The organism is Pseudomonas sp. B21-028 (assembly GCF_024749045.1).
Taxonomy (GTDB): domain Bacteria; phylum Pseudomonadota; class Gammaproteobacteria; order Pseudomonadales; family Pseudomonadaceae; genus Aquipseudomonas.
In genome coordinates, this window is sequence record NZ_CP087184.1 from 6,289,528 (window position 1) to 6,313,915 (window position 24,388).

Below are 24,388 nucleotides of genomic sequence, written 5' to 3' on the forward strand. Positions count from 1 at the left end.
GTTTTGACACACTCTGGGCCAGAAGCGGACAGTGGCCGAAGGATGCTTGATACCGCCAACAGCTAAAGAACTCACTAAAGCTTCCTCAGGCCTAGCCGATAGTCATTAATAGATTTCGATTTTTTAGGCGTGCTGCAAAGCTCAAAAATATAGTCAAGGAAACGTATGAGTAGCATAACGTCATTATTTATTCATGAGCGCGTTGCCAGTTAGTTGGCAGACCCTGCGCTCAATACAGAAATGGTGTCTTGGAACTCAAAAAATTCTGGCAATAGGTTTTTCCTCAATATAAGCACTCTATTTCCCAGAGGCGCTACAGAGGGTGTTCATACAAATGGGCGATGAGCACTGAAGATTTGGAGTATAAATGCCGACACCATTAATGCGAAGCGCAAGAGCATATCTTCTATCATTCGATGGCGTGGATGATGAGCTGATCGATATCCATCTGTTTGAGTGGAAAGTAGGAAAGAAAACGTCAATTCCCAAGCTATATCGCTCAATGCTAAACCATGCAAAAAATCGACAGTCGATGCCTAATACCATTGGCGACATCGAAAAACTTTCCGAGATACTTTTCAAGTTTAATCCAGCTAAGGTTATTGACGCATACGACAATCATTTTGACTTGATTGATGCAATCAAGAAGGCCAACGTAAAAACGCCGGTAAAAATTGACAAAAATAACAATCGCAGCCACTGGTCTATATACTTAAAATCCGCAATATCTTCGGCAAAGTTTCTCGCCTCTTTCAAGAAAGCTGATGAATTCCATGATTTTGTAGAGTCATTCTATGGGAGCCCATACTCCCGACTTGCACTGCCACTTTTATTGAAAGAAGAAATAGAGGGCTTTGGCTTCGCTCTGTCATGTGACTTTTTGAAAGAGAATGGGTACTCGGGTTTCGCCAAGCCAGACACGCATATAAATGATATTTGTCGTGCTGTCGGAATAAGCTCGGCCAAGACTGACTTCGGGGTTTTTAAAGACGTCATCGCATACTGCTCCGCGCAGAATATTGTGCCTTATGAATTTGATAAACTTATGTGGTTAGTTGGAAGCGGAAATTTCTATCTGGCTGATCTCAAAATTAAAACTAAAAAACATGACTTCATTAATAGCTATAAAAATTCAGCTGCCGCAAAACAAAAGCGATCTGCACTTTAAGTTTATAGATTTGCCTCTATACTTTCGAGCTGTTCAACGGGATGCCGACCTGTAGCGGACGATACACACGAGGCTGAGGAGAACCGATGTACACAGTGACCGTCGTTCGCGAACGGCCCGACTTCAGGTGCTTCCTGGATCTGTTATATGGCCCTGGGCGAAACGTAGACACAGAGGGTAATTCATACCCTGTGAACAGCCGCTCCTGGACATGTCTGTATGTGAAAGACAGGGAGAGCGATGACCCTTGCATAGAAATCCAAGCGAGCGAGGTAGATGACTCTAGGTTTACCGTGCAGTCCGACTCGTCGAGGCTGGAGGCGCTGTGTGCATTGTACCTGTACCTGACCTGTGGTGGGGCGATCTCCTCTTCAGATCAGGCGCTTGATAAAGCTGCCATCGAGATGTTGTGCGACAGATATTCCGTCGAGCTCAGCCGGGCGCATGGTTCTATTTGGCATCAGTCGACAGATGAAGCGCCTTATCCACAGGAGTGAACGACGGCTTGTTTCGGTGCGCGGCAAACGTCCGCTTTTGGCCGATTTCTGCCTGTCGTGAGGGGCAGCAAACGACCCATTGCAGCAGGTCGGCACCGGCAGAAATCGACCCAATGCTGACTACGGACATTCAGTCCGAATATGTAGATAATTGGCCCAACATCTGTCATTTCGAATGCGCATGAAAAAAGAACTTTCAGGCAGTGAATCGACCTACAGCGCGGCAGATCGTCGTGCTCAGGACCACGGTGCCGGGCCGCTGGCGGTTGAAGGCTATCAGCAGGTAGTAGAACTGTGCGGTCGCGTCGCTGATGGTTGGCTATTTCGCTACCGAATCCATTGCAGTTTGAACATCCCGGCTCATGAACAAGAGTCATTCGCTGGTGCTGCGGGGTGCCTGGTTGCTGACGATGGCCTGGTACGAGATCTCTCGGGGCCGATGTTTATGGACATGCTTCGCACGGTGGCGTAGCTCGCATGTCCACTTGTGGCCGATTTTAGCCACATGCCGCAGGGCTGCAATGGGTCGAAAACGGTCGATCGTGGGCGGCCGCTTTAGGCCGTTTTCTGCCGCTCACGACCGACCGAAATCGACCCATGGCGGACGCTGGCTCTACTGGTTGCCGGTATAGATGAGCCATGCGATGAATGGTATGAGCATCACCAAGACAATTTTGGCGCCCCCCCCAAACCAGTTCTACCCTTGAAGCGACCGTTGCTCAACCACTCCAGCACATGAAAGCCGAGTGCGTATCAAGGTATGATGAGGTGCATTACTTTTCTGTATTATCAGAAGGACTCCGCTTCGAGCCTACCGGACCTTCTAAAGCGCTTAGTATTTCAGGTTTATATTCGTTCGCTAATCGCCTAATGCCGGTGTTTGAAATATATTCAAGCGCTTTGCCATTCTCCCGAAAGTTAGTTTGCTGAGAGTTGAAATTTTTTTGTGCAGTTTTGGTGAGTGCAGTTCCCCCTGCGAGAATATGCAACTCAGTATTGGGATGTTTTTTAATGTCTGCAATGAACTTATTAACCTCTACGTTAGTAAGCTTTCTATCCATTGTTTTAACATCTACTCGACCCTCCACGGTTTTGGTTAAATCGCCTAGAGTTTCTGAAAGCATTGGTAAACTCGTGCCTGCTGCCGTTTCACAAAAACTAATCAAGGTTTCAACTTTGCCTTGCAAGGTATAATCAACACCTAAGTCCGACTGATTTGTTACAGAATGCCGGGTGAAGTCGAGACTGTTCTCTCGAATGGAGGCTCCAGCAATCGCTATTGCGAAGCGCATCTCTCCATCTTTTCCTTGGTTATTACTCATGCGATCACCCCAACATTACGATAGTTGATATTGAGGTGGCAAAATTGTCACGCTTCAGTTTGATTAGCTGATATGAACTAGAGATTACTTGAAATTCGCTCATCAGGTTAGAAATGTCAGCCTCTGTCTGAAGGGCTTTAATTTTCTCTACACGCTCTGTCTCCAAAAGTTGGGTTAACATCGCTGTAATACAGTCCAAGGCATTACCAATCTGGTCCTCCTTCAGGCGTAATATTGTTGTGTACTCTTCAAATGAAGAGTCTTCATAAAGACTGGTCTCCTCGAATAGATCCTCTTTAGAAAGATACTCAACCAGAGCATTATTTACGGAAGCTGTTAGGATAGTATTAGTTTCTGGCTCATATATTTTCCCACTTTCGTCAGATGGAAATTCTACAAGCAAAAGCTGTTGCGACATAAGAACCTCAGCATGAAGTGATCATATTTTGAAAGGCTCTTTGCCATTCGCCACAGACGATATAGCGCAGAAATTTCGATTTCGTCAAGAGACTTTTATTGCCAAGCGTAACTTTATTTCTGCAAATGGTATATTTGGAGCAACAACAAACATTAAGTATCATGGGAAATATTTACAAGAGAATGAAGAAAGCGGAGAAGTGGTTGACGGAAGCTACACGCAAGCAGCAAGGGGCTGAGTCATTTCGATCAATCGCGTTAGCGGCTACCGGTCAAACGCTTTTCTGGTAAAAAATGTTCTACCGACCTGCTCCGGCGCAGGACGAAAGGAGTAAAGGTATGCACCCATTAGCAGAAGACCTCCAAGCGTTGCAGACGCTGCTCTTGCCCGAGCGACAGGACGCTACACAACTGCGGACGATCTACCCTACACCTTGCATCGAAAGAAGCTGATTGACGAGTCAGAGGTTGCCGAGCTTCTTCAGTTCAGGGTTGGCTGTTCATCACGCCGAAATTTGTTGGATATGCAGAGCGCAAAGCAGCTTGCTGGATGACCTGCTCGACACAGACCTTGAAGCTATCGAGGCCGAGCTAAAACAGCTCCTCCCAGCTGCGCCACAGGCCGAACCACGGCAATCCCCGAAACGTTCGCCATTGCCGCCGCAGTTTCCACGCACGTTGATTCGTCACGAACCCGAAAACACCCAGTGCGCCTGTGGCTGCCAACTTCAACGCATCGGCGAAGACGTCAGCGAGAGGCTGGATTACACGCCGGGCGTTTTTACTGTCGAGCAACATGTGCGTGGCAAATGGGCCTGCCGTCAGTGCGAAACACTGATCCAGGCGCCGGTACCAGCCCAAGTTATCGACAAAGGTATCCCAACCGCAGGCTTGCTAGCCCACGTCATGGTGGCCAAGTTTGCCGATCACTTGCCGCTGTACCGGCAGGAGAAAATCTTTGGTCGCGCCGGGCTGGCAATTGCTCGCTCGACCCTGTCGCAGTGGGTCGGACAAACCGGCGTGCGGCTTCAGCCATTGGTCGATGCACTGCGTGAGACCGTGCTGAAGCAGGATCGCTGCGCAGCGATAAGCGGGCGGCTGCAATCATGAGCCTGATCCAGTCGGCGCGCATGAATGGGCAGGATCCGTATACCTATCTCAAGGATGTGCTGATGCGGCTGCCGACCCAACGGGCCAGTGATATCACTAATTTGTTGCCGCAGAACTGCGGTAAATAGTCTGGGCTAATCCTACAGCTGCTTCTCCAAAACGATGGTGCGCTCCGCCCCATGAAACTCGTCGCGGACTTTCTGGTAACCCAACGCGGTATAAAACCTTTCAGCTGTAATCGACGATGGCACACGTACAGCTCCAATACCTGCGCTGGTAGCAGTTGTGTGAATGACATCCATCAAGTGCCGCCCGATACCGCCTTTCTGGTGAGCTGGGTCAACGAAAACACTTCTGACGACATCACCGTCGAGACCGGCAGTGCCAATAACGTTTTCGCCCAATAAGGCAACGAAGACCATACGCTTCGTAAGCTGTATGGTGATGGCCTCAGCAGAAAAGCTCTGCTCAACCTGAGCGATCACATCAGGCGGATAGTCCTGTGAATTTGACTCACGCAGGGCGGCTATAACTACGCGGCTTATTGCTGCTGCATCTCTGCTCGTAGCGGGACGAACGTCGCATTCCATGCTGAGACCTCAATCCTAAAGGATTACAGCTTAGCGCATCGCAATGTGCCTTCCCCGGACGCTTACCATACTTCGTAACCATCACCGGCAGAGAACGACCCAATGCAGCCGGTGAGCGTCCCTGTCCCAGTAGGTCGGCAAAAGCTTAAGGGCTTGGGCTGCGGCCAACCGAATGGTTCCAATGGCGGCATGCTTGATTCACGAGGAATACCTATGGTCTGACAACGCCCACTGAGAGGGCCAAAACGAGTGTTCCGGGAAAGCACTGCTAGATAAGCTGTCTTTAGGCTTGTTTGCCTTCGAAAATGGCAGCGGCCGAGGAAGGTTGCGCTGATTGCGACAGTTTTTAATCCCTGAGATCAACCCCAACGACCGGCCGCATAACTGCTATACAGAGGAGGGATGGGCTGCGGATATGTATCAACGCCCCTCTGTTATCCCGCCCCCCGTACAACACTTCTCGCAGCCAACGTTTGAGGACTAGGGAATATGAGTATTTCACTTACACGAAGGAAAGTGATAATCGCGGGGGTCGGCGCGATGCTAACGGCATTTGTTCCGATAGCCAATGCTGAGCCTGTTGGCATACCTGGCTTCAAAAAACACGCAAGACAACAACTCACGCCAGTCTGGTGCTGGGCAGCTGTTATTCAGACCCTACTGGACTATCGGGGTATCGAGTGGAGCCAGCCTGAAATCGTCGCAGCCATGAAGGGGCATGTGACCATCGAAACAGCAACCGACTATGAGATGTCAGCATTCCTCAATTCGTGGGGATTCACTCATAAAGGCATACCCTGGCGATCATCAGCTAAATTTTCTAACGGATCGCCTTCGCCTGAATTGACTGTTTCCGAGCTACGAGACAAACGCCCCATCATTCTGAAGTTGCGCCTGTCGCCGACCATGGATCACGTGGTAATCGCGTATGTCGCCAACGTGCTTGCAAGACCTGGACAGCATGACCAACTGAACAGCGTTTACTACATCGATCCTGCTGACGGCGACATCCATCTGCTGACCGGAAAGCAGTACGTGTCGAAAGTAGTCGGACACTGGCTTGTCGATATTGAGAGCGCTTGAGACTCTAAATGTGACGCGAGCAGAATTCGGGGCTGCCCCAAATTCTGCCTCGGCCGTATAGGTCAGCACTTCCCATTGCAGTGAGGCGGCAACACCAGCGACTGCCACTGATGTTGGTCCAATTGCCGTACTTACTGGCCTCGACCACGCTAAAGAGTCCTTCCCTCCCTTCGGCGACCAAAACCCCTTGTTCTATTGCAAATCATCACGCTCGGGCTAATTCATATGGCCAGCTGTGCGGTGATCTATCTCATCGTAGGGTTCGGCGCGCACATAGTTCTTCGGACGAGACCATCGCCAGCCAAATGGGTCAGTCGCACCTCAGGAACAACGATAGTGTTTATCGCTGTAGGTTTGCTCGCCGAGCGGATGCTGGGATAGCGACGAGAGTCTGCTATCGACAGCTATGAGTCGATAGCGGTCGGCCTAGCGGTGCATTGGCAGCAGGGATCAGGGTGATGGGGGCTTCGATGCTGATCACTAGCGACAGCAGAGATTTCCTGTGTTATCGCTGATACGCTATTGTTAACGAACACCTGTTGGCCGCCAATACACAGGGGCGTGAGATGGATATCAAAGAATTTTGCCTTGCTCATGGATTTGATATGAGCAAATGTGGAGTCGCGTTAGGCGGTGGTGGTTTTGGAATGACAGAGTTGAAAACCTCACCTGTCGAATTTTTGACCTTGGCGGAAGATGATTTTGAACGGGGCGGTTTGGCGGCTCTCGTCAATGCAACGACCAATGCAAAACGCGCCATTGCCTGTCAGTTTGATCAGTTGTTGATCTCTTTTGGTTACTCGTCACTTCGATGGAATGTGCCGAAGAAGATCGAACGGCTAAGGGCACTTGGGTTATTGGCGCCGAGTCTGTTGCGTAAAGTCGTCGATATACGAAATATTCTTGAGCACGAGTATGCGACTCCTGAGCTTGGAAAAGTTGAAGAGGCGTTGGATATCGCGAGTCTATTTGTTATGTCCGCCTCAGCTATGTTCATTCCATTCGATGACGTCTTGGAGTTTTCGCTTCCTGACTTGAGCGTGACAGAGAGTTCTGTCACTCGTATCTCGGCAGGACTGAATCGCGAGTCCGGCAGGGTTTTTTACACTGTCTACGCTTATGAGCCTGGGGAGTATGCCGAGCATTGCGTCGGTCAGTGTGAGATTCAATCAGGACATGTCTTGTTCGAGGCAATGGTGAAGCTTTCCGCTTCGCTGATGCTTCGATACAAGGTAAACCAAGCGCTCCGTGATTTTGAAGCTGCGTATGCCAAGCTATGAATCGTTGAATTAGAGTTGGGCTTGAAGGGGCGGCAATCGGCCCAGAGTGTGTAAAAACGCTTCGCCAAAATTGAAGTGTGCGCGTCTACGTTAAATCTGAAATTTATCTGCATGCCAGCAGATGTGGATTTCGCGTAGAAGCGCAATTTTCAGTTCGATTTTGAGTAACTGCCGCGCTCAAAAGCGTTTTTTACACAGCCTCGGCCGGTTTCAGCCCTTCACGACGGTCAGAATTCAGCCAGTTGTGATCTTTGTTGGAGCGGGCTTACCCACAAGGAGGCTGCTTGAGCAACGCACATACTCTTTGAGCTGTGTCATCTGCGCTATCGGGAACAACTATTGAAAATGCCTATATGTGCTCAAGGTGCAGGATGAGCGTGTATTTGCCCACCAACAGATCCCAGTAGCGCTGGTCCAGGCCATCAAGCTTCTCTTTCCAGCGACCGCCCAACCCTTGCTCAAGAACCCGGGCCACGTCCTTGAAAAGTTTCCAGTCGGCTTTTTCTGATACTTCAATCGTCGCCATGCGTCACCTCACCACAAACAGTCCCCGATTCTGGTGGCTCTTGCGGATAGCCGCAACGGGTCGTTTGCTGCCCCTCACGACAGGCAGAAATCGGCCCCAAGCAGTCGGTGGACAGACCAGTGGCAAATAAGTGGTGCCCTGCTACCCTCTTACCATAGTCGGGCTTGCCGTCACTCCTGTCACGTTCCCCTCGATAGACCTCGCGCTACCGCGACAAGAAACGCGATATGGCATTTCACCTAATGAGAGAGTATTAGGATAGCGCCATGAAATTTCGATGCCCTAGCTGTGGTTATATCGCAGACTCCCTTCCGCCCACCCATAGGTGTCCTACGTGTGACAAATTTTCCCACGAATGGCTGAGTTATGATTGGGAAAGCTTTGCCTTAATGAAGCGTCGACATATTGGATATAACCTTTTAATCATTGGCGTGGCTCTAATCAATTTTCTTGCAGCGATTACCTCAAAATCAACCGATGCGCGCCAGTGGCTGTTCAACTTATTATTTATTCCAGCAGTGATCAGTTTATTTTATTGTCGAGAACAGCTTAAAAAGAAATCGGAGTATGAAGGGCATAGAGGCAGTGCTGCACGTCCCTGGTTTATTGGTGGTTGGGGTCTCTAAAGCGGCTAATAACCCGTATATGGACTCTCACCGCAAGTGATTGGCAATGCTTTCCAACCCTGTCGTCAGTGCGATTGCATCGCATGCCTAGTCTGTCGTTCGCCCCGGCCAGTCGTCGTTTATGGACGATCGCAGATAGTTCAAGCAGTGAACGACCGTAAAGGGGCAATTGCAGTCCTCCAGTGCTTGGCTAGTGCCCCCTAAGTGCTCCGTTAGTAGACCGGGGACCTAGGAACCCGGCGCGCCCGAGGGCGCCCTGCGCACAGCTATCATCAGTATTTGAGCCGCGCCCGGATTTCCTAGGCTTTGCGGCCGCCTTGGATCCCTCTGTGGGAGCGAGCCTGCTCGCTCCCACAGAGGGGAGTGGTGTTGGGGAAATTGCGCTTCGAAGACGGCAGCCCCATCAGTTCATTAACCACTGAGGAGCGCCCTCACCTTTATAAGCAAGTAAATGCAACACCCTACCCGTAAGAAATTGTAACTTCTCAAAAGCCCACCCAATAGTTAACGGAAAGTTACCTCACATCTCAAAGTACCTTTTGATGAACTCTTTTACAGAATAATCCTACATCCCTCATTTTTTATTTTTGGCATTCTTCGCACCGAATCGCGGCTCCATGTTTGATTGAGCTGTGTTTCGAAGCATTCGGCTATGCGATGCGAAATTTCCTACATGTAACGCTGAAAATACGCATTGAAGTTCGTAGCCATTTGCTGACTGCCGAAAGTTCCAATAACCGTACCACCCCAAAAGGCCATGGATTGTCCTACGCAAACAAACTGTCCGCCCATTACCTGGATCTCGCCAGAACACCTGTTTCCAAGGACAGCTTCGCGGGTGTGGACGTACGTTTTTCAAATGAATTCGAAGCGTTGGAATGCGAACTGGGGAAAGCCCAATCAGTTCATGCGTGCGGTCACGTCGATTGGTTGAAGGTCCTTGAACAAAGTGAAGCCCTGTTGCGCACCCAGTCGAAAGATTTGCGAGTGGCGGCTTGGCTGACATGGGCGTTGTATCAGCGCGAATCTTTCCAGGGTCTGTTGGCCGGCCTCTGCCTCCTGCACTACCTGTGCAATCACCATTGGGCCGAGATCCATCCCGCCAAGGCAAGAACCCGTGCAGCCAGTTTCAGTTGGCTGTTACCTCGCCTGGAACAGGCGCTGGGCGACGATGTGGCGATCAAAGAGCAGTTGCTGTTGTTCCGCCATCTGCTGGAACAGCTTGAAGGCCTTGAGACCGTGTGCACCGCTCACCTCGGGAATGAAGCTCCCCTGATATTGCCGTTGAGCCGCCGGCTAGAAAACATGATCCGGCGCGTTACCGAGCATTCGTCAGCACCCGCGGCCATCGAAACGGTGGTGGCCCAGGTGAAGCAAGCCGCCACTCAACTGCTCAGCCCTGTCACTCATATCGAAACCGAAAAAGAAGCCCATAAGGCGCTACGTGCCCAACAGGATAGTGCGCGTTCGCTGTGCGCCTGGTGGCTCAAGCAAAAAGCTACCGACGTGCGGGCCCTGCGGCTGAATCGCGTCTTGCCCTGGCTGGCCATCGATGCAGTACCCGAGCACAACGCCGAACAGATCACCCTGTTGCGCGGGCTGCCGCCGGACAAGCTCAAGGGTTATCAAGACAGCCTCCAACGGGGCAATTATGCGGATCTGCTGGTGGAGATCGAGGCCAGCCTGGCGAAAGCGCCGTTCTGGCTCGACGGCCAGAGGCTCGCCTGGGAATGCCTGCAAGGCCTCGGTGCTGAGCTGGCCATGCGTGAGCTGGAGATCCATTTCGCGCTGTTCATCCAGCGTCTGCCGGGCATTGTCGAACTGCGCTGGCATGACAGCGTCCCGTTCGCCGATCCCGCCACCCGGACGTGGATTGCGGCTCAGATCATGCCCCATCTGCAATACCCCAGCGCCTCGCCCGCCGTCGATGTAGCCGACAAACAGGCGCCATGGGAGCTGGCTTTGGAAGAAGCTCAGGCAATCGTACTCAGGGAGGGGCTCAAAACTGCCGTGCAGTCGCTCCGGCAGGGCATGCAGGCCGCCAACGGTGCTCGCGAGCGGTTTCTCTGGCGGTTCGCAATGGCCCGGCTGTGCTTTTCGGCCAAGAAATACGATCTCGCCAAGGTCCAGCTCGAAGCACTCGATCAAAGGCTGCAAAACCCGGAGTTGAACGCGTGGGAGCCCGAACTGGCATTGCAAATATTGCATCTGCTGCACCACTGCTGCGAGTTGCTGCCGCAGAACCACCCCGTGCGCGAACGCAAGGAAGAGACATTCCGCAGGTTGTGTCACCTCGACCTGGAACGGGTCATTGAATAGGCCTCCGGGTCCCCATTGTAAGGAGAAAAATCATGGCCAAAGAAGGCTCGGTCGCCCCCAAGGAACGTATCAACGTCACCTTCAAGGCTGCCACTGGCAGCGCTCAGGAGGAAATCGAACTGCCGCTCAAGCTGCTGGCGATCGGTGACTACACCCATCGCAAGGATGACCGCAAGATCGAGGACCGCAAGCCGATCAGCGTCGACAAGATGACCTTCGACGAAGTCCTGGCCAAGCAAGAGCTGAGCCTGACCCTGAGCGTTCCGAACCGTCTTCAGGAGGAGAGCGACCCCAGCGAACTGGCCGTTCAACTGCGCTTGAACTCGATGAAGGACTTCACTCCCGCCAACCTGGTGGAGCAACTGCCAGAGCTCAAGAAGCTGATGGCGCTGCGTGATGCCCTGGTGGCGCTCAAGGGGCCACTGGGTAATACGCCAGCGTTTCGCAAGGCTATCGAAGATGTGCTGACCGACGATGAATCCCGTGGACGCGTACTGGACGAGCTGGGCCTGAACGCCCCAGCCACGGACGCTTGACCCCGACAGACAAGGAAGCCGAAACATGAGCACCCATGCAGCACTGCAACAGCGTCAGGACCAAAGCCATGACCATGGCGAATACAGCATTCTCGAAAGCATCATCGCCCAGACCCGCCTGACTCCAGACGATGAAGCCTATGACATTGCCAGGCGTGGTGTGTCGGCCTTCATCGAGGAACTGCTCAAACCACAGAACAGCGGCGAGCCCGTCAAAAAAGCCATGGTCGACCGCATGATCGCCGAGATCGATGCCAAGCTCAGCCACCAGATGGACGAGATCCTTCATCATCCGGAATTCCAGGCACTGGAGTCGGCGTGGCGTGGTCTGCAGCTACTGGTTGATCGGACCAACTTCCGCGAAAACATCAAGATCGAGATGCTCAACGTCTCGAAGGACGATTTGCTGGATGACTTCGAAGATTCGCCGGAGGTCATGCAATCGGGCCTGTACAAACATATCTACACCGCCGAATACGGTCAGTTCGGCGGACAGCCCGTAGGAGCGATCATCGCCAATTACTTCATGTCCCCAAGCTCGCCGGACGTGAAATTGATGCAGTACGTCGCCAGCGTGGCCTGCATGGCCCATGCGCCGTTCATCGCTGCCGCCGGCCCGAAGTTCTTCGGCCTCGAAAGCTTCACTGGCCTGCCGGACCTCAAGGATCTGAAAGACCATTTCGAAGGCCCGCAATTCGCCAAGTGGCAGAGCTTCCGCCAGTCGCAGGATGCTCGCTACGTCGGCCTGACCGTACCGCGCTTCCTGCTGCGCACCCCGTACGATCCGGAAGAGAACCCGGTTAAGTCGTTCGTGTACAAGGAAACCGTTGCCAACAGCCACGAGCATTACCTGTGGGGTAACACGGCCTATGCGTTCGGCACACGGCTGACCGACAGCTTTGCCAAATTCCGCTGGTGCCCGAACATCGTCGGCCCGCAAAGCGGAGGCGCGGTCGAGGACCTGCCGTTGCATCACTTCGAAAGCATGGGCGAAATCGAAACCAAGATTCCAACCGAGGTGCTGGTTTCCGATCGTCGCGAATACGAGCTGGCCGAAGAGGGGTTCATCTCCCTGACCATGCGCAAAGGCAGCGACAACGCCGCGTTCTTCTCCGCCAGCTCCGTACAGAAACCGAAGTTTTTCGGCATCGGTGCCGAGGACAAGGAGGCCGAGCTGAACTACAAGCTGGGTACCCAGCTGCCGTACATGATGATCGTCAATCGCCTGGCCCATTACTTGAAAGTCTTGCAGCGCGAGCAATTGGGCTCATGGAAGGAACGCACGGACCTGGAGCGTGAACTCAATAACTGGATCCGCCAATACGTGGCCGACCAGGAGAATCCGAGCGCCGAAGTCCGTGGCCGTCGTCCCCTGCGTGCGGCCAGGATCGCCGTCAGCGATGTCGAAGGCGAGCCCGGATGGTACCGGGTCAGTCTCAATGTACGTCCTCATTTCAAGTACATGGGAGCCGATTTCACCTTGTCGCTGGTCGGCAAGCTGGACAAGGCATAAGCGCCGCCCATGACTTACGGCAGTCTTTTCGAACGCCTGAACGGCGATGTCGAGGACCGTGCGGGCTTGAGCCGCGAGGCCTGCGCCATGGCCTCCGTGGCGGCTCATCTGGCCAGGATGCTGGGTACCCGCGCGGGTAGCGCGCAGACGTCACTCGATTATGGGTTACCCGATCTCAACGACATGCGCCTGAGCCTGCATGACGCGCGGAGCCAGGCCGTCAGCGCGATCAGGACATTCATCGAGGCTCATGAGCCTCGGCTCGACAACGTCCGTGTCACCTCGATACCGAATGACGCCAATCCGCTTTGCCTGTTCTTCAGCATCGATGCCTTGCTTGATGCGCAGGGCCTGAAGCGACGGATGAACTTGTCCGTTTGCCTGGACGGTAACGGGCAAGTCAAGGTCAGCCAAGGATAGCCAACCATGTCATTCAACCACTACTACCAAAGCGAACTGACCGCGCTCCGTCAGTTGGGCCGGCGATTTGCCGAGCGCAACCCGGCGTTGGCACCGTTCCTGGGCCAGGCCGGACGGGATCCGGATGTGGAGCGTTTACTCGAAGGGTTCGCGTTCCTGACCGGACGATTACGCCAGAAGCTCGATGACGAATTGCCAGAACTCAGTCATTCGCTGATGCAGCTGTTGTGGCCGAACTACATGCGGCCGCTGCCGGCTTTCAGCATTCTGCAATTCGACCCGTTGGGGCGGTCCGGGCCTCCACTACGGGTGGAGCGCGATACGCCGGTCGAGAGCAAGCCTGTCCTGGGGGTGCGATGCCGTTTTCGTACGTGCTATTCGACTGAGGTATTGCCACTGGACCTGACGAACCTGAGTTATTCGGTAAAGGGCGATGGCTCACTGCTGAACCTGCGCCTGGAGATGCACGGTGAAGGTCACTTGGGCGAGGTGCAATTGAACCGCTTGCGCTTGCACTTTGCCGGTGAACGCTACATCAGCCAGATGCTCTATCTCAGCCTCCTGCGCAATCTCGAAGGTATCGAGCTGATCCCGCTGGACGGTGCCGGCCAACCTGTCATCTCGACCAGCGGCACGCCAATGACGTTCAGCATTCCTGCCAGCCGTGTCCAACCGGTGGGGTTTGCCGAAGAGGAAGCTCTGGTCCCGTATCCATTGAATACCTTTCGCGGCTATCGCTACCTTCAGGAATATTTCGCCTTTCAGGACAAGTTCCTGTTCGTCGACGTCACAGGCTTGAACGTACTCCATGCCCTGCCACAAACCGTCCTGAAACAGATGCGTGGCCTGGATCTGCGCTTCGATATCGGCAAGAACGGTATCCAGCGGCTGCATCCGACACTGGATAACGTGAAGCTTTATTGCACCCCCATCGTCAACCTGTTCAAGCATGACGCGGAGCCGATCAGGCTGGATGGAAAGCAGGACGAGTATTTGTTGCTGCCGGCCAGTTACGACCGGGAGCACTGTGGCGTGTATTCAGTGCAAAGCGTGACCGGCTGGAACCCCGGCGGCTTGGGATACCGAACCTATGTACCGTTCGAGTCCTTCGAACACGATTCAAGCGTCGATGTTCAGGGTCGCCCCTATTACAGCGTCCGGCAACGGTCATCGCCGCTGCATGACGGCTTGGACACCTGCCTGGGTTTTGGTACCCGGGACATTCAGCACCATGAAACCCTGTCGATCGAACTGACGTGCACCAACCAGAACCTGCCGCGTCAACTCAAACTGGGTGACATCGACCAGCCCGGTGAAAAAAGCCCTCAGTCACTGGGTTTTCGCAACATCAGCCCGGTCACGTCCAGCTTCGCGCCGCCGCTCGATCAGGATTTCCTCTGGAAGCTGATCAGCAACATGTCACTCAACTACCTGTCGCTGGCGGACGTGAATGCCCTCAAGGTCATTCTCGAAACCTACGATTTCCCGCGTTATTACGACGAACAGGCAGAAAGAACCAGCAAGTGCCTGTTGGACGGGCTCAAGTCCATCAGACATCGGCATGTCGACCGGTTGCACCGGGGCCTGCCGATTCGCGGTCTGCGCACCGAACTGACCATCGACCCGCAAGGCTATCTCGGTGAGGGGGACCTGTTCGTTTTCGCGTCGGTTCTCAATGAGTTCTTTGCGCTTTATGCCAGCCTCAATTCGTATCACGAATTGCGGGTGAACAGCACACAGGGAGAGGTGTACCAATGGACACCCCGCATGGGCCAGCAACCACTTCTATAAGCGTACTCACGCGGGGAATACGCGAATACTCGCTGTTCCAGGCCGTGTTGCTGGTCATCGACCGACTCCGCGACGCCCATCCGCTTCTGAGCGACGAGCAGCTGTACGAGCTACTGGAGTTCCAGGCCAACCCAAGCCTCGGGTTTGCGGCCAGCGACATCGATCGCGTGGAGTTTTTCCAAGAGCATGGGCAACTGCGGGCACGCCTGCGCCTGAATCTTCTTGGCTTGGTGGGCGCAGGCTCACCGTTGCCGGCGTTCTATGGCGAACAAGCCCTGGGGGATGACGGGGACGGCAATCCGACTCGTCAATTCCTCGATCTGTTCCACCATCGTCTTCAACGGTTGATGCTGCCGATCTGGTGCAAATACCGTTATAGCGCAAGCTTCCGGAGCGGTGCCCGAGACCCGTTTTCCAAGCAGCTATTTGCCCTGGTTGGCCTGGGTGGCGATGCCATCCGCCAGGCCACTCAACTGAACTGGAGACGACTGCTGCCCTACCTGGGCCTCCTGAGCCTTCGCGCTCACTCGGCGGCGCTGATCGAAGCGGTGTTGCGCTATTACTTCAAACACGCCGAGCTGAATCTCGAACAGTGCATCGAGCGCCGCGTGGACATCATCGATGAACAGCGCAATCGCCTGGGGCTCGCCAACAGTGCGCTGCATGAGGATCTGGTGCTCGGCGAACAGGTCCGCGACCGCGGCGGCAAGTTCCGCATCCACATCCGCAACCTGGGCTGGCAACGCTTCCACGAATTCCTGCCGATCGGTGTCGGTTACCAACCGCTGTGCGCGCTGGTGCGCTTCACCCTGCGCGATCCACTCGAATATGACATCCGCCTGGTCCTGCGCAGGCAGGAAATACGTGCATTGCGCATTGGCGAACAGAACACCTGCCACCTGGGATGGACCAGTTGGCTGGGCCACGAACGCGCCGATGGCGTGGTGATCCTGGGCAGCAAAATTCATTGGGAATGAATGACATGATCAACGTAGACCTCCAGCAACTCATCCAGGCGCTGGATGCCGACACCAGGAACGACCTGGAACGCTCGGCCGAGCAGTGCGTGGCCCGTGGAACTGACAAGGTCCTGGTGGAAGACCTGCTGCTGGGCCTTCTGGAACGTCCGGACAGTCTGCTCGCCCGCGCCTTGCAGGATGCTCGCATCAGTCCGGGCGAATTGATCGCTACTCTGCAGCCCCGTCCTGGGCACAGCGTCTCATGCAATCCGTCATTTGCCCCGGAGCTGGTGCAGTGGCTGCAAGACGCCTTGCGAGTAGCCAGCCTGGAGCTGGGAGAGCGCCAGGTCGGACAAGCCGCTCTGATCCTGGCGTTGCTGCGTCACCCGGCCCACCACGCCGGCACGCCTTATCAAACGTTGCTTGCCGAGCTCAACATCGGCCGGTTGAAAGAGTATGCCTTGGCGCAACTGGCCCAACCGATCCCCGATTCATACGCTGCCAAGAGCGATGCGCTGCTGGAGCGCTTTACCCAGAACCTGACCCAACAAGCCCGCGACGGTCAGTTGGACCCAGTGCTTTGCCGGGATGCTGAAATCAGGCAAATGATCGACATCCTGACACGCCGCCGCAAAAACAATCCGATTGCGGTGGGTGAAGCAGGTGTGGGCAAGACCGCCATCGTGGAAGGACTGGCCTTGCGCATCGTTGCAGGGGAAGTCCCAGCGGTACTTGAAGACGTCGAACTGCGTTCCCTGGATATGGGGTTGCTGCAGGCCGGCGCCAGTATCAAAGGGGAATTCGAGCGCCGCCTCAAGGGCGTGATCGATGAGGTCAAGGCTTCGCCCAAGTCCATCATCCTGTTCATTGACGAAGCCCACACATTGATCGGCGCGGGCGGCAACGCCGGTGGTGCCGACGCAGCCAATCTGCTCAAGCCGGCCTTGGCCAGGGGTGAGCTGCGTACCATCGCCGCCACCACGTGGAGCGAGTACAAAAAATACTTTGAAAAAGACCCTGCCCTCGCTCGCCGTTTCCAGCCGGTGCAACTGCACGAGCCTACCGTCGAGGATGCGGTCACCATCTTGCGCGGCCTTGCCCCGGTCTACGAGAGCAGCCACGGCATCTACCTGCGCGATGATGCGGTGGTCGCGGCTGCGCAGTTGTCAGCCCGTTATCTGACTGGCCGGCAACTGCCGGACAAGGCCGTTGACGTGCTCGACACCGCCTGCGCTCGCGTCCGTATCAGCCTCGCCGCTGCGCCGCAAAGCCTCGAGCGGGTGCGCGGCGAACTGGCTGAAGGCGAGCGTCAGCGCCAGGCACTGCGCCGCGACGCCCAGGCTGGCCTGCCGATTGATTTCCAGGCGCTGGAAGCGCTGGAAACGCGTCTGGACGCCATCGAAAAAGAGCGCCAGGCGCTGGAAGCAGACTGGAGCAAGCAACGCATCCTCGCCGAACGCCTGCTATCGCTACGTCAGCAACTGGCCGCGGCGGATCAAACATCGGACGTCGAGATCCTGAAGTCGGCGCTGCGCGAAACCCATGATGCGCTGATGGCCGCGCAAGCTCAGGAGCGCCTGGTCAGTTTCGAAGTCTGTCCAAGATTGGTAGCCGAAGTCATCAATGCCTGGACCGGCGTACCGCTGGCACAACTGGCGCGGGAACACAGCACGAGCGTTGCCGGTTTCGCCGCAGATTTGCGCGCCCGTATCCGCGGTCAGGAACAGGCCGTGCAGGCCCTTGACCGCGCGATGCGCGCGGCCGCCGCCGGCCTGAACAGACCCGATGCCCCGGTGGGCGTGTTCCTGCTGGTGGGACCGAGCGGTGTCGGCAAGACCGAAACGGCGCGGGCCCTGGCCGACCTGTTGTACGGCGGCGAGCGCTTTATCACCGTGATCAACATGGCCGAGTTCCAGGACAAACACACCGTTTCCCGACTGATCGGCGCACCGCCGGGCTATGTTGGCTTTGGCGAGGGCGGCATGCTCACCGAAGCCGTGCGGCATAAACCCTATTCAGTGATTCTGCTCGATGAGGTCGAAAAAGCCGATCCGGACGTAATGAACCTGTTCTATCAGATCTTCGACAAAGGCCTTGCCAATGATGGCGAAGGGCGAGAAATCGATTTTCGCAACACGCTGATTCTGATGACATCGAACCTGGGCAGTGAGTGCATCAGCGAACAGTGCGAAAGCGGCACGCGACCGAGCGCCGAATCCCTCGAGGAAAGCCTCCGTCCGATACTCAGCCGGCATTTCCAACCGGCACTGCTGGCGCGTATGTGCGTGGTGCCGTACTACCCGGTCAGTGGCCCGGTGCTGCGCGAGCTGGCGGCCATCAAACTCGACCGCCTGGGCGAGCGCCTGCAGGCTCGCCGGCTGGGCTTCAGTTACTGCAAACAGCTGTTGGAGCACTTGGCTGAACACTGCATCCGCAGCGACAGTGGCGCACGCGCAATCGACCGCCTGCTCGACCGGCACCTGGTGCCTCAGGTAACCGATCGCCTGCTCGCGTCCATGGCCAGTGGCGAATCGTTGCGACAGGTGCATGCCACCCTTGATGGCAACGCTGACATCGTCTGTGAGTTCACCTGAGATGGATGCGATGTTCGAGCAGGTTCCGCAACCGTTGGCTTATGCCGAGGCTTTGCTGACGCAGTTCTCCAGCCTGTCAGGCGCAACGGATATCACTACGTTACTGGAGGATTTTATCCAGGCCGCAGCCCGCCTCAGCGGTTGTGAACTGACACAGTTGTATTTGCTCGATGCCACCCATGCCCATCTGGAAATGCACACCGAATGCCTGGAGAGCCAGTTGCAGTTCCGCGACCGGACTCTGCTGCCCTCCGATTACAGCGGTGAACAACTCCTGCAATTCGCCCTGTGCCAGAACCGTGTGGTCAGCCTCGACGCGTTGAACTCAAGCCTTCACGAAACCGGCTTCCTGCCGAGCCGGTCGCCCCCCTGGCAGTCGCTGCTCTGCGTGCCACTCCTCAATTCACGCAAAACCGTCGAAGGCCTGTTGTTGTGCGCCACCGGCAAGCATCTCGACCTGCATGGGTTTGCCAGATCCCTGAGTCAACTTGGTGCTTTCATGCTTCGGCAGAAATCTCTGTTGCAGCGCTTGCACCGGCCCACCTGCGTGCCTGACGCCGGCACCACAACCGTGCCTGGCATCAACGGCTACGGCCTGATCGGCAAGAGTCCGGCAATGCGCCAGACCTGCCTGTTGATCAGCAAAGTCCTGCACAGCCCCTACACCGTTCTGCTCCGTGGCGAGACGGGCACCGGCAAGGAGGTGGTGGCCCGGGCCATTCACGATTGTGGTCCGCGTCGAACCAAGGCATTCATCGTGCAGAACTGTGCAGCGGTCCCCGAGAACCTGCTGGAAAGCGAGCTGTTCGGCTATCGCAGGGGCGCGTTCACCGGGGCCGACCGGGATCGTCTCGGGCTGTTCGATGCGGCTGAGGGCGGCACGCTATTGCTCGATGAAATCGGTGACATGCCATTGTCTCTTCAGGCCAAGCTGCTGCGGGTGTTGCAGGAAGGCGAAATCCGTCCGCTGGGATCCAGCAAAACCCATAGGATCGACGTTCGGATCATCGCTGCGACCCACCGCGACCTGAAACAACGGGTGGAAGAAGGTCAGTTTCGCGAAGACTTGTACTACCGACTCGCCCAGTTCCCGATCCAGTTACCGGCATTGCGCCAGCGTGAAGGCGACATCATCGAACTGGCGCGACACTTTGCCGACAAGGCTTGTACTTTCTTGCGGCGCGATCCCGTGTGTTGGTCCGACGCAGCCTTAGACCATCTGGCCGCCTATGGCTTCCCCGGGAATGTGCGCGAACTCAAAGCCCTCGTGGAAAGGGCCGTATTGCTGTGCGAGGGCGGCGAGCTGCAGGTCGAGCACTTCGCGTTGCACCTCGACACGCCGGCCGCCCGTGCCTCCATGGGTCTGCGCGAACGACTGGGGCAGATCGAGCGTGGCCTGCTGATCGATTGCCTGCGCAAGAACGCCGGCAACCAGACGCTGGCGGCCCGCGAACTCGGCTTGCCACGCCGCACCCTGCTCTATCGCCTCGGGCGCCTGAAGATTCAACCGAGGGACTTCGATGACTGACCCCATCGCCTGCCCCCGGCCCTTTCAATTCTGGAGTCCTTCCGATGCCTGATTTTTCCTGGCAAGTCGTCCTGCTGGCCATCGTCGTGTCATTCGGCCTCGGCGGCTGCAACGGCAATTACAAATTCAATGACAGCGATTACCGCCCCCTGGGGGATCCCCAGGCCGTCAATCGCGGCAAGTGACCGCAAGGAGTATCGATGGAGCTTGTTCTTGAAATGCTGAACGCCAGACAGTTTATTCCGGCGCCGCTGTGCCGCATGACGTTCCGGGCGGCTGGCGGTGTGATAGGCCGGGGCGAGAGTTGTGATTGGATCATTCCCGACCGCCAGCGCCTGTTATCCAAACGCCATGCGCAGATCAGCGCGCGCGAAGGTGCATTTTTCCTGACCGACACCAGTGGCAACGGCGTGAGCCATCGCGCAAGTGGTGCACGCCTGCCCAAGGGCGAGCCGGTACGCATCCAGGACGGGGATGTCTTCCTCATGGGCGATTTCGAAATTCAGGCGCGGCTGGCTTCCGGTCAAACGAGCGGCACCGCACCGCCAGACCGTCCAATGTCGGTCGATAGCCTGATCCCTGACGATGCTTTTCTGGGTCTCGACCCGCTGAAGGCGTTGGAGCAACAACCCGGCGTGGTTTCGGAAATAGATGAACTTGTCAGCCCCTCTGTCATGCCCACGGATGCTTTCAAGGGCTCCGACTACGCCCCCATCGACATGGAAAACCTGCTGTTGCCGGAGCTGGTCGAAACGTCGCCCAAACCCAAACTGGAGCCGGTCTCGCCGGTCACTACACCCCTTCATCCAGATGAAGACTTCTGGGAACGTTTCGGCACGGCGCTGGGGATAGACATTGGAAACCTGGACAACGAGGCCCGCGAAGCCCTGGCATTGACTGTCGTGAGGTTGCTCAGGCAAAGCATCCAGGGATTGCAGCAAAGCCTGCATACCCGGTCGGAGTTGAAGAATGAACTGCGCCTGGCCCAGACGCTCATCCAGGGTGAGCCGAAGAACCCATTGAAGTTCGCTGACGACGCCCAGCAAGCTCTGCAGGTGCTTTTGCAACCGAACAAACCTGCCCTGTTATCGGCCGACCAGGCCATTGCCCGCGCCTTCCGCGATCTACAGGCCCATCAAGTGGCGCTGCTCACCGCAAGCCGCGCCACGTTGCGCGCGACGCTGGAACATTTTTCACCCCAACGACTGATGTTCCGACTGGAACGGGACTACAAACCGCTGATCAGGACGAGCGGTCGCTATTGGAAAGCTTACGGCCGTTATCACCAGGCCTTGTGCCAGGACGACGACTGGACAGGACGATTGCTGGCCCGAGATTTCGCCCAGGCCTACGAAGAACAGGTTCGCCTGGTCTCCACCCTGCACACCGATCACCATGGATGATGCACATGTCTCGTTGCACGATGCTTTTCCTCACCACCTTGACGACCGTTGTCACGACGTTGCTGTTGGCCGGTTGCACCACGCTGTCGCCGTTTTCGACGATGACTAAACTCGCCCTCACGCTGACGGCCAGCGATCAACTCAACCCGGACCTCAACGGACGACCATCGCCGGTGGTAGTGCGGCTGTTTGAGCTCAGGCACCCGGTGGCCTTCGAAAATTCGGACTTCTTCAGCCTCTATGAACGCGCCAGGGAGACGTTGTCGCCGGACCTGCTTTCCAGCGAAGAACTGGAGCTGCGCCCGGGTGAGACTGTAGAGCTGAAGCTCGACATCGCTGGCGGTGGTCGTTACGTCGGAGTCGTCGCTGCGTACCGTGACCTGCCACAAGCGCGCTGGCGTTATACCTTGCCAGTCACCGCGGCGCAGCTCAACAAGGCAAGCCTGATCCTCGATCAGGATGGGATTACCAACGCCATTGAAACACCTGCCGGAACCGACGCCCGATGAATCACGACAAAGTCATCTGGCAGGAAGGCATGCTGCTGCGCCCACAGCATTTGCAGCACAACGATCGCTACTTCGATCACCAGTTGAAATTCCGCACGCGCTTCCTGGCCCAGTACACCTGGGGATTCCTGGCGCTGGAAATCGACACCCAGTTTCTCAACATGGGTCAGTTGGTGGTCAGCCAAGCCTCTGGCGTCCTGCCGGACGGCAGCCTGTTCGACTTGAACAGCAGCGCCGGCCCCCTGGTCCTGGAAGTCCCTCCCAATACCAGCAATACGTCGATCTACCTTGCTTTGCCGCTGGTAACCGGCAATCGCGTCGAGTCCCGTCGTCCAGAGCATTCTGATGTACTCGCGCGCTACATCACCTACGAAATGCAGGTGGCCGATTGCAATGCCGCAGACACGCTCAGCAGCCAGATCAGTTGCGGCCGTCCGGATCTGCGCCTGCTGCTCGGCGAACAGCAGACCGATCAGGCGTTCGTGAAGCTCAAGCTTTGCGAGGTACTCGATACCACGTCCGATGGGGTGATCAGGCTCGATCCGGACTTTGTGCCGACCTTCATCCAGGCCGGTTCATCCAGTTATCTGCGCTCGTGTCTCAAGGAGGTCATCGGCATGCTGGGACACCGGGGCGACAGCCTCGCCGAACGGATTCGCTCCAACGGCAAGGCCGGAGGCACGCAAGTCGGCGACTTCATGATGCTGCAGTTGATCAACCGTAACGAACTGCTGTTGCGTCATGACCTGGATCTGGAGCAGGTACACCCCGAACGGCTGTACCGCACCTTGCTGAGCCTGCTGGGTGAGTTGGCGACGTTTTCCGGTGAGAGCAAACGCCCACCGCTCAACAACCATTATCGCCACGGTGACCAGGGTGGTTGCTTTCGAAGCTTGATGCAGGGCATCCGCCAGATGCTTTCCATGGTGCTTGAACAGCATGTGATCGAACTGCCCTTGCAGGCACGTCAATACGGAATCATCGTCTCGCCGGTCCACGACCTATCACTGCTGGGCTCGGCTTCGTTCGTCCTGGCGGCGAGCGCCCATTGCGACGGCGAAGAGCTGCGCCAGCGTTTGCCCTCGCAGCTCAAGGTCGGTCCGGTGGAACGCATCCGTCAGTTGGTCAATCTGCACTTGCCCGGGATCCGGATCAGGCCCCTGCCCGTGGCGCCGCGGCAGATTGCATTCCATGCCAACAAGACCTACTTCATCCTCGAGCCCAACCCCGAAGACCTGTCCCAACTGAAGCGCTCGGCAGGCTTTGCCTTTCATGTTTCCGGAGACTTCACCGAGCTTGAACTGAACTTCTGGGCCATCAGGAACTGACTGAAATGGACAAGGAAAATCCTCAGGACGAAACCACCGTCCTGCTCGATCATCACGGCCAACGTCCGGCTTCGCAGCCATTGACCAATGCCGCCGCGCCGCCGCGAATAGAGCAGTTGCAGGAGCGCATGATCTACGCCGCGCACCAGCCATCCACGCGGACATCAACGACGGGCCTCAATCCGCTGGTAGCGGCGGCATCCGGGTTGCTGTCGCAATTGGCAAGGCTCAAACATGGTCGCGATCGTGAGGACTTGCGAACCCTCAAACTCGAACTGACCCGGGATCTGGAACAGTTCGAAGCCCGCGCCGTGCAGAGCGGTGTCGAGAGCAGCCAATTGGTCGCCGCCCGTTATGTGCTCTGCACAGTGATCGACGAAGCGGTGGTCACTACATCATGGGGCAATGGAAACGGTTGGTCGCAGATGAGCCTGCTCAGTACCTTCCATAACGAAACCTTCGGCGGCGAAAAGGTCTTCCAGTTGCTGGATCGCTTGTCGAAAAATCCCACCAGACACTTGCCGATACTCGAGTTGCTGTACCTGTGCCTCTCCCTCGGTTTCGAGGGCAAATACCGGGTTCAGGCGCGCGGAGCACTGGAGCTCGAAGGCGTCCGCGACAGCCTCTACCGGCTGATCCGCCAGGTACGTGGCGAGGTTCCCAATGAACTGTCACCTCATTGCGAAAGCCTCGAAGGGGTACGTCGCGACCCCGTTCGCATCGTTCAGGCCTGGACCGTGGCGCTCTTCACCCTGATATGCCTGGGGATGATGTATTCGAGCTTTGCCTGGGTACTGGCCGAGCACCGCAAGACTGTCCTGCACCCTTATCAATCACCAGCGCCGGTCACCGCTCAACCGTTGCCATAA

Annotated in this window: 24 protein-coding genes and 1 pseudogene; 21 read left to right on the plus strand and 4 right to left on the minus strand. The window is 56.1% G+C overall.

Annotated features, from left to right (window positions below; genetic code table 11):
- Positions 1–367 precede the first annotated feature (367 nt).
- The gene (locus LOY35_RS27515) at positions 368–1,168 is read left to right on the plus strand and encodes a hypothetical protein (protein WP_258629261.1); all 801 of its coding nucleotides are present in this window, start codon (positions 368–370) and stop codon (positions 1,166–1,168) included.
- A 678-nt stretch (positions 1,169–1,846) separates the two neighbouring features.
- Positions 1,847–2,137 (plus strand): hypothetical protein, encoded by a 291-nt coding sequence (locus LOY35_RS27520; RefSeq protein WP_258629262.1) that lies wholly within the window; start codon positions 1,847–1,849, stop codon positions 2,135–2,137.
- A 301-nt stretch (positions 2,138–2,438) separates the two neighbouring features.
- On the opposite strand, the gene LOY35_RS27525 is transcribed toward LOY35_RS27520, so the two are convergent.
- Both LOY35_RS27525 and LOY35_RS27530 read right to left on the minus strand, forming a co-directional pair.
- The gene (locus LOY35_RS27525; RefSeq protein ID WP_258629264.1) at positions 2,439–2,987 is read right to left on the minus strand and encodes a hypothetical protein; all 549 of its coding nucleotides are present in this window, start codon (positions 2,985–2,987) and stop codon (positions 2,439–2,441) included.
- A 4-nt stretch (positions 2,988–2,991) separates the two neighbouring features.
- Positions 2,992–3,405, minus strand: coding sequence for a hypothetical protein (locus LOY35_RS27530; RefSeq protein ID WP_258629266.1), 414 nt, complete (start codon positions 3,403–3,405; stop codon positions 2,992–2,994).
- 28 nt (positions 3,406–3,433) lie between these two features.
- Between LOY35_RS27530 and LOY35_RS27535 the strand changes: the two genes are divergently transcribed.
- From LOY35_RS27535 to LOY35_RS27545, 3 genes and pseudogenes are all read left to right on the plus strand, one after another.
- On the plus strand, positions 3,434–3,643 hold the full coding sequence (locus tag LOY35_RS27535; RefSeq protein ID WP_258629267.1) for a hypothetical protein: 210 nt from the start codon (positions 3,434–3,436) through the stop codon (positions 3,641–3,643).
- Between the two features lie 295 nt (positions 3,644–3,938).
- Positions 3,939–4,475: pseudogene (locus LOY35_RS27540) on the plus strand (transposase); the annotation flags it as partial.
- Positions 4,476–4,510: 35 nt separating this feature from the next.
- Positions 4,511–4,642, plus strand: a complete 132-nt coding sequence (locus LOY35_RS27545) for a transposase domain-containing protein (protein ID WP_258629268.1) — start codon at positions 4,511–4,513, stop codon at positions 4,640–4,642.
- A 12-nt stretch (positions 4,643–4,654) separates the two neighbouring features.
- On the opposite strand, the gene LOY35_RS27550 is transcribed toward LOY35_RS27545, so the two are convergent.
- Positions 4,655–5,104 carry a GNAT family N-acetyltransferase gene (locus LOY35_RS27550; protein WP_258629269.1) on the minus strand — a complete coding sequence of 150 codons (450 nt, stop codon included), beginning with the start codon at positions 5,102–5,104 and terminating at the stop codon, positions 4,655–4,657.
- A gap of 489 nt (positions 5,105–5,593) precedes the next feature.
- Between LOY35_RS27550 and LOY35_RS27555 the strand changes: the two genes are divergently transcribed.
- Positions 5,594–6,187 carry a papain-like cysteine protease family protein gene (locus LOY35_RS27555; protein ID WP_258629270.1) on the plus strand — a complete coding sequence of 198 codons (594 nt, stop codon included), beginning with the start codon at positions 5,594–5,596 and terminating at the stop codon, positions 6,185–6,187.
- Between the two features lie 566 nt (positions 6,188–6,753).
- A complete protein-coding gene (locus LOY35_RS27560; protein ID WP_258629272.1) occupies positions 6,754–7,467 on the plus strand; it encodes a hypothetical protein in 714 nt (237 codons plus the stop codon).
- Positions 7,468–7,816: 349 nt separating this feature from the next.
- On the opposite strand, the gene LOY35_RS27565 is transcribed toward LOY35_RS27560, so the two are convergent.
- Positions 7,817–7,993 (minus strand): hypothetical protein, encoded by a 177-nt coding sequence (locus LOY35_RS27565; RefSeq protein WP_258629273.1) that lies wholly within the window; start codon positions 7,991–7,993, stop codon positions 7,817–7,819.
- Positions 7,994–8,259: 266 nt separating this feature from the next.
- Here LOY35_RS27565 and LOY35_RS27570 point away from each other — a divergent pair, with 266 nt between their 5' ends.
- From LOY35_RS27570 to icmH, 14 genes are all read left to right on the plus strand, one after another.
- Complete coding sequence (locus LOY35_RS27570) at positions 8,260–8,619, plus strand: hydrogenase maturation nickel metallochaperone HypA (protein ID WP_258629274.1); 360 nt, start codon at positions 8,260–8,262, stop codon at positions 8,617–8,619.
- 762 nt (positions 8,620–9,381) lie between these two features.
- A complete protein-coding gene (gene tssA, locus LOY35_RS27575; RefSeq protein ID WP_258629275.1) occupies positions 9,382–10,938 on the plus strand; it encodes a type VI secretion system protein TssA in 1,557 nt (518 codons plus the stop codon).
- 32 nt (positions 10,939–10,970) lie between these two features.
- The gene (gene tssB / locus LOY35_RS27580) at positions 10,971–11,474 is read left to right on the plus strand and encodes a type VI secretion system contractile sheath small subunit (RefSeq protein WP_258629276.1); all 504 of its coding nucleotides are present in this window, start codon (positions 10,971–10,973) and stop codon (positions 11,472–11,474) included.
- A 25-nt stretch (positions 11,475–11,499) separates the two neighbouring features.
- Positions 11,500–12,987: a type VI secretion system contractile sheath large subunit gene (tssC, locus tag LOY35_RS27585; protein ID WP_258629277.1), complete on the plus strand. Its 1,488-nt coding sequence runs from the start codon at positions 11,500–11,502 to the stop codon at positions 12,985–12,987.
- Between the two features lie 9 nt (positions 12,988–12,996).
- Positions 12,997–13,407, plus strand: coding sequence for a type VI secretion system baseplate subunit TssE (tssE, locus tag LOY35_RS27590; RefSeq protein ID WP_258629279.1), 411 nt, complete (start codon positions 12,997–12,999; stop codon positions 13,405–13,407).
- A 6-nt stretch (positions 13,408–13,413) separates the two neighbouring features.
- Positions 13,414–15,198: a type VI secretion system baseplate subunit TssF gene (gene tssF, locus LOY35_RS27595; RefSeq protein ID WP_258629281.1), complete on the plus strand. Its 1,785-nt coding sequence runs from the start codon at positions 13,414–13,416 to the stop codon at positions 15,196–15,198.
- Positions 15,162–16,175, plus strand: coding sequence for a type VI secretion system baseplate subunit TssG (gene tssG, locus LOY35_RS27600; protein WP_258629282.1), 1,014 nt, complete (start codon positions 15,162–15,164; stop codon positions 16,173–16,175). Before tssF ends, tssG begins: the two co-directional genes overlap by 37 nt.
- Positions 16,176–16,180: 5 nt before the next feature.
- Positions 16,181–18,751 carry a type VI secretion system ATPase TssH gene (tssH, locus tag LOY35_RS27605; RefSeq protein WP_258629283.1) on the plus strand — a complete coding sequence of 857 codons (2,571 nt, stop codon included), beginning with the start codon at positions 16,181–16,183 and terminating at the stop codon, positions 18,749–18,751.
- Positions 18,752–18,761: 10 nt separating this feature from the next.
- On the plus strand, positions 18,762–20,279 hold the full coding sequence (locus tag LOY35_RS27610; RefSeq protein WP_258629284.1) for a sigma-54-dependent Fis family transcriptional regulator: 1,518 nt from the start codon (positions 18,762–18,764) through the stop codon (positions 20,277–20,279).
- A gap of 44 nt (positions 20,280–20,323) precedes the next feature.
- Positions 20,324–20,464: a hypothetical protein gene (locus LOY35_RS27615; RefSeq protein ID WP_055127520.1), complete on the plus strand. Its 141-nt coding sequence runs from the start codon at positions 20,324–20,326 to the stop codon at positions 20,462–20,464.
- 15 nt (positions 20,465–20,479) lie between these two features.
- A complete protein-coding gene (gene tagH, locus LOY35_RS27620) occupies positions 20,480–21,682 on the plus strand; it encodes a type VI secretion system-associated FHA domain protein TagH (protein WP_258629286.1) in 1,203 nt (400 codons plus the stop codon).
- Positions 21,683–21,687: 5 nt separating this feature from the next.
- A complete protein-coding gene (gene tssJ, locus LOY35_RS27625) occupies positions 21,688–22,191 on the plus strand; it encodes a type VI secretion system lipoprotein TssJ (RefSeq protein WP_258629287.1) in 504 nt (167 codons plus the stop codon).
- Positions 22,188–23,519: a type VI secretion system baseplate subunit TssK gene (tssK, locus tag LOY35_RS27630; protein WP_258629288.1), complete on the plus strand. Its 1,332-nt coding sequence runs from the start codon at positions 22,188–22,190 to the stop codon at positions 23,517–23,519. The genes tssJ and tssK overlap by 4 nt, the downstream gene beginning before the upstream one ends.
- Positions 23,520–23,524: 5 nt before the next feature.
- On the plus strand, positions 23,525–24,388 hold the full coding sequence (gene icmH / locus LOY35_RS27635) for a type IVB secretion system protein IcmH/DotU (RefSeq protein ID WP_258629289.1): 864 nt from the start codon (positions 23,525–23,527) through the stop codon (positions 24,386–24,388).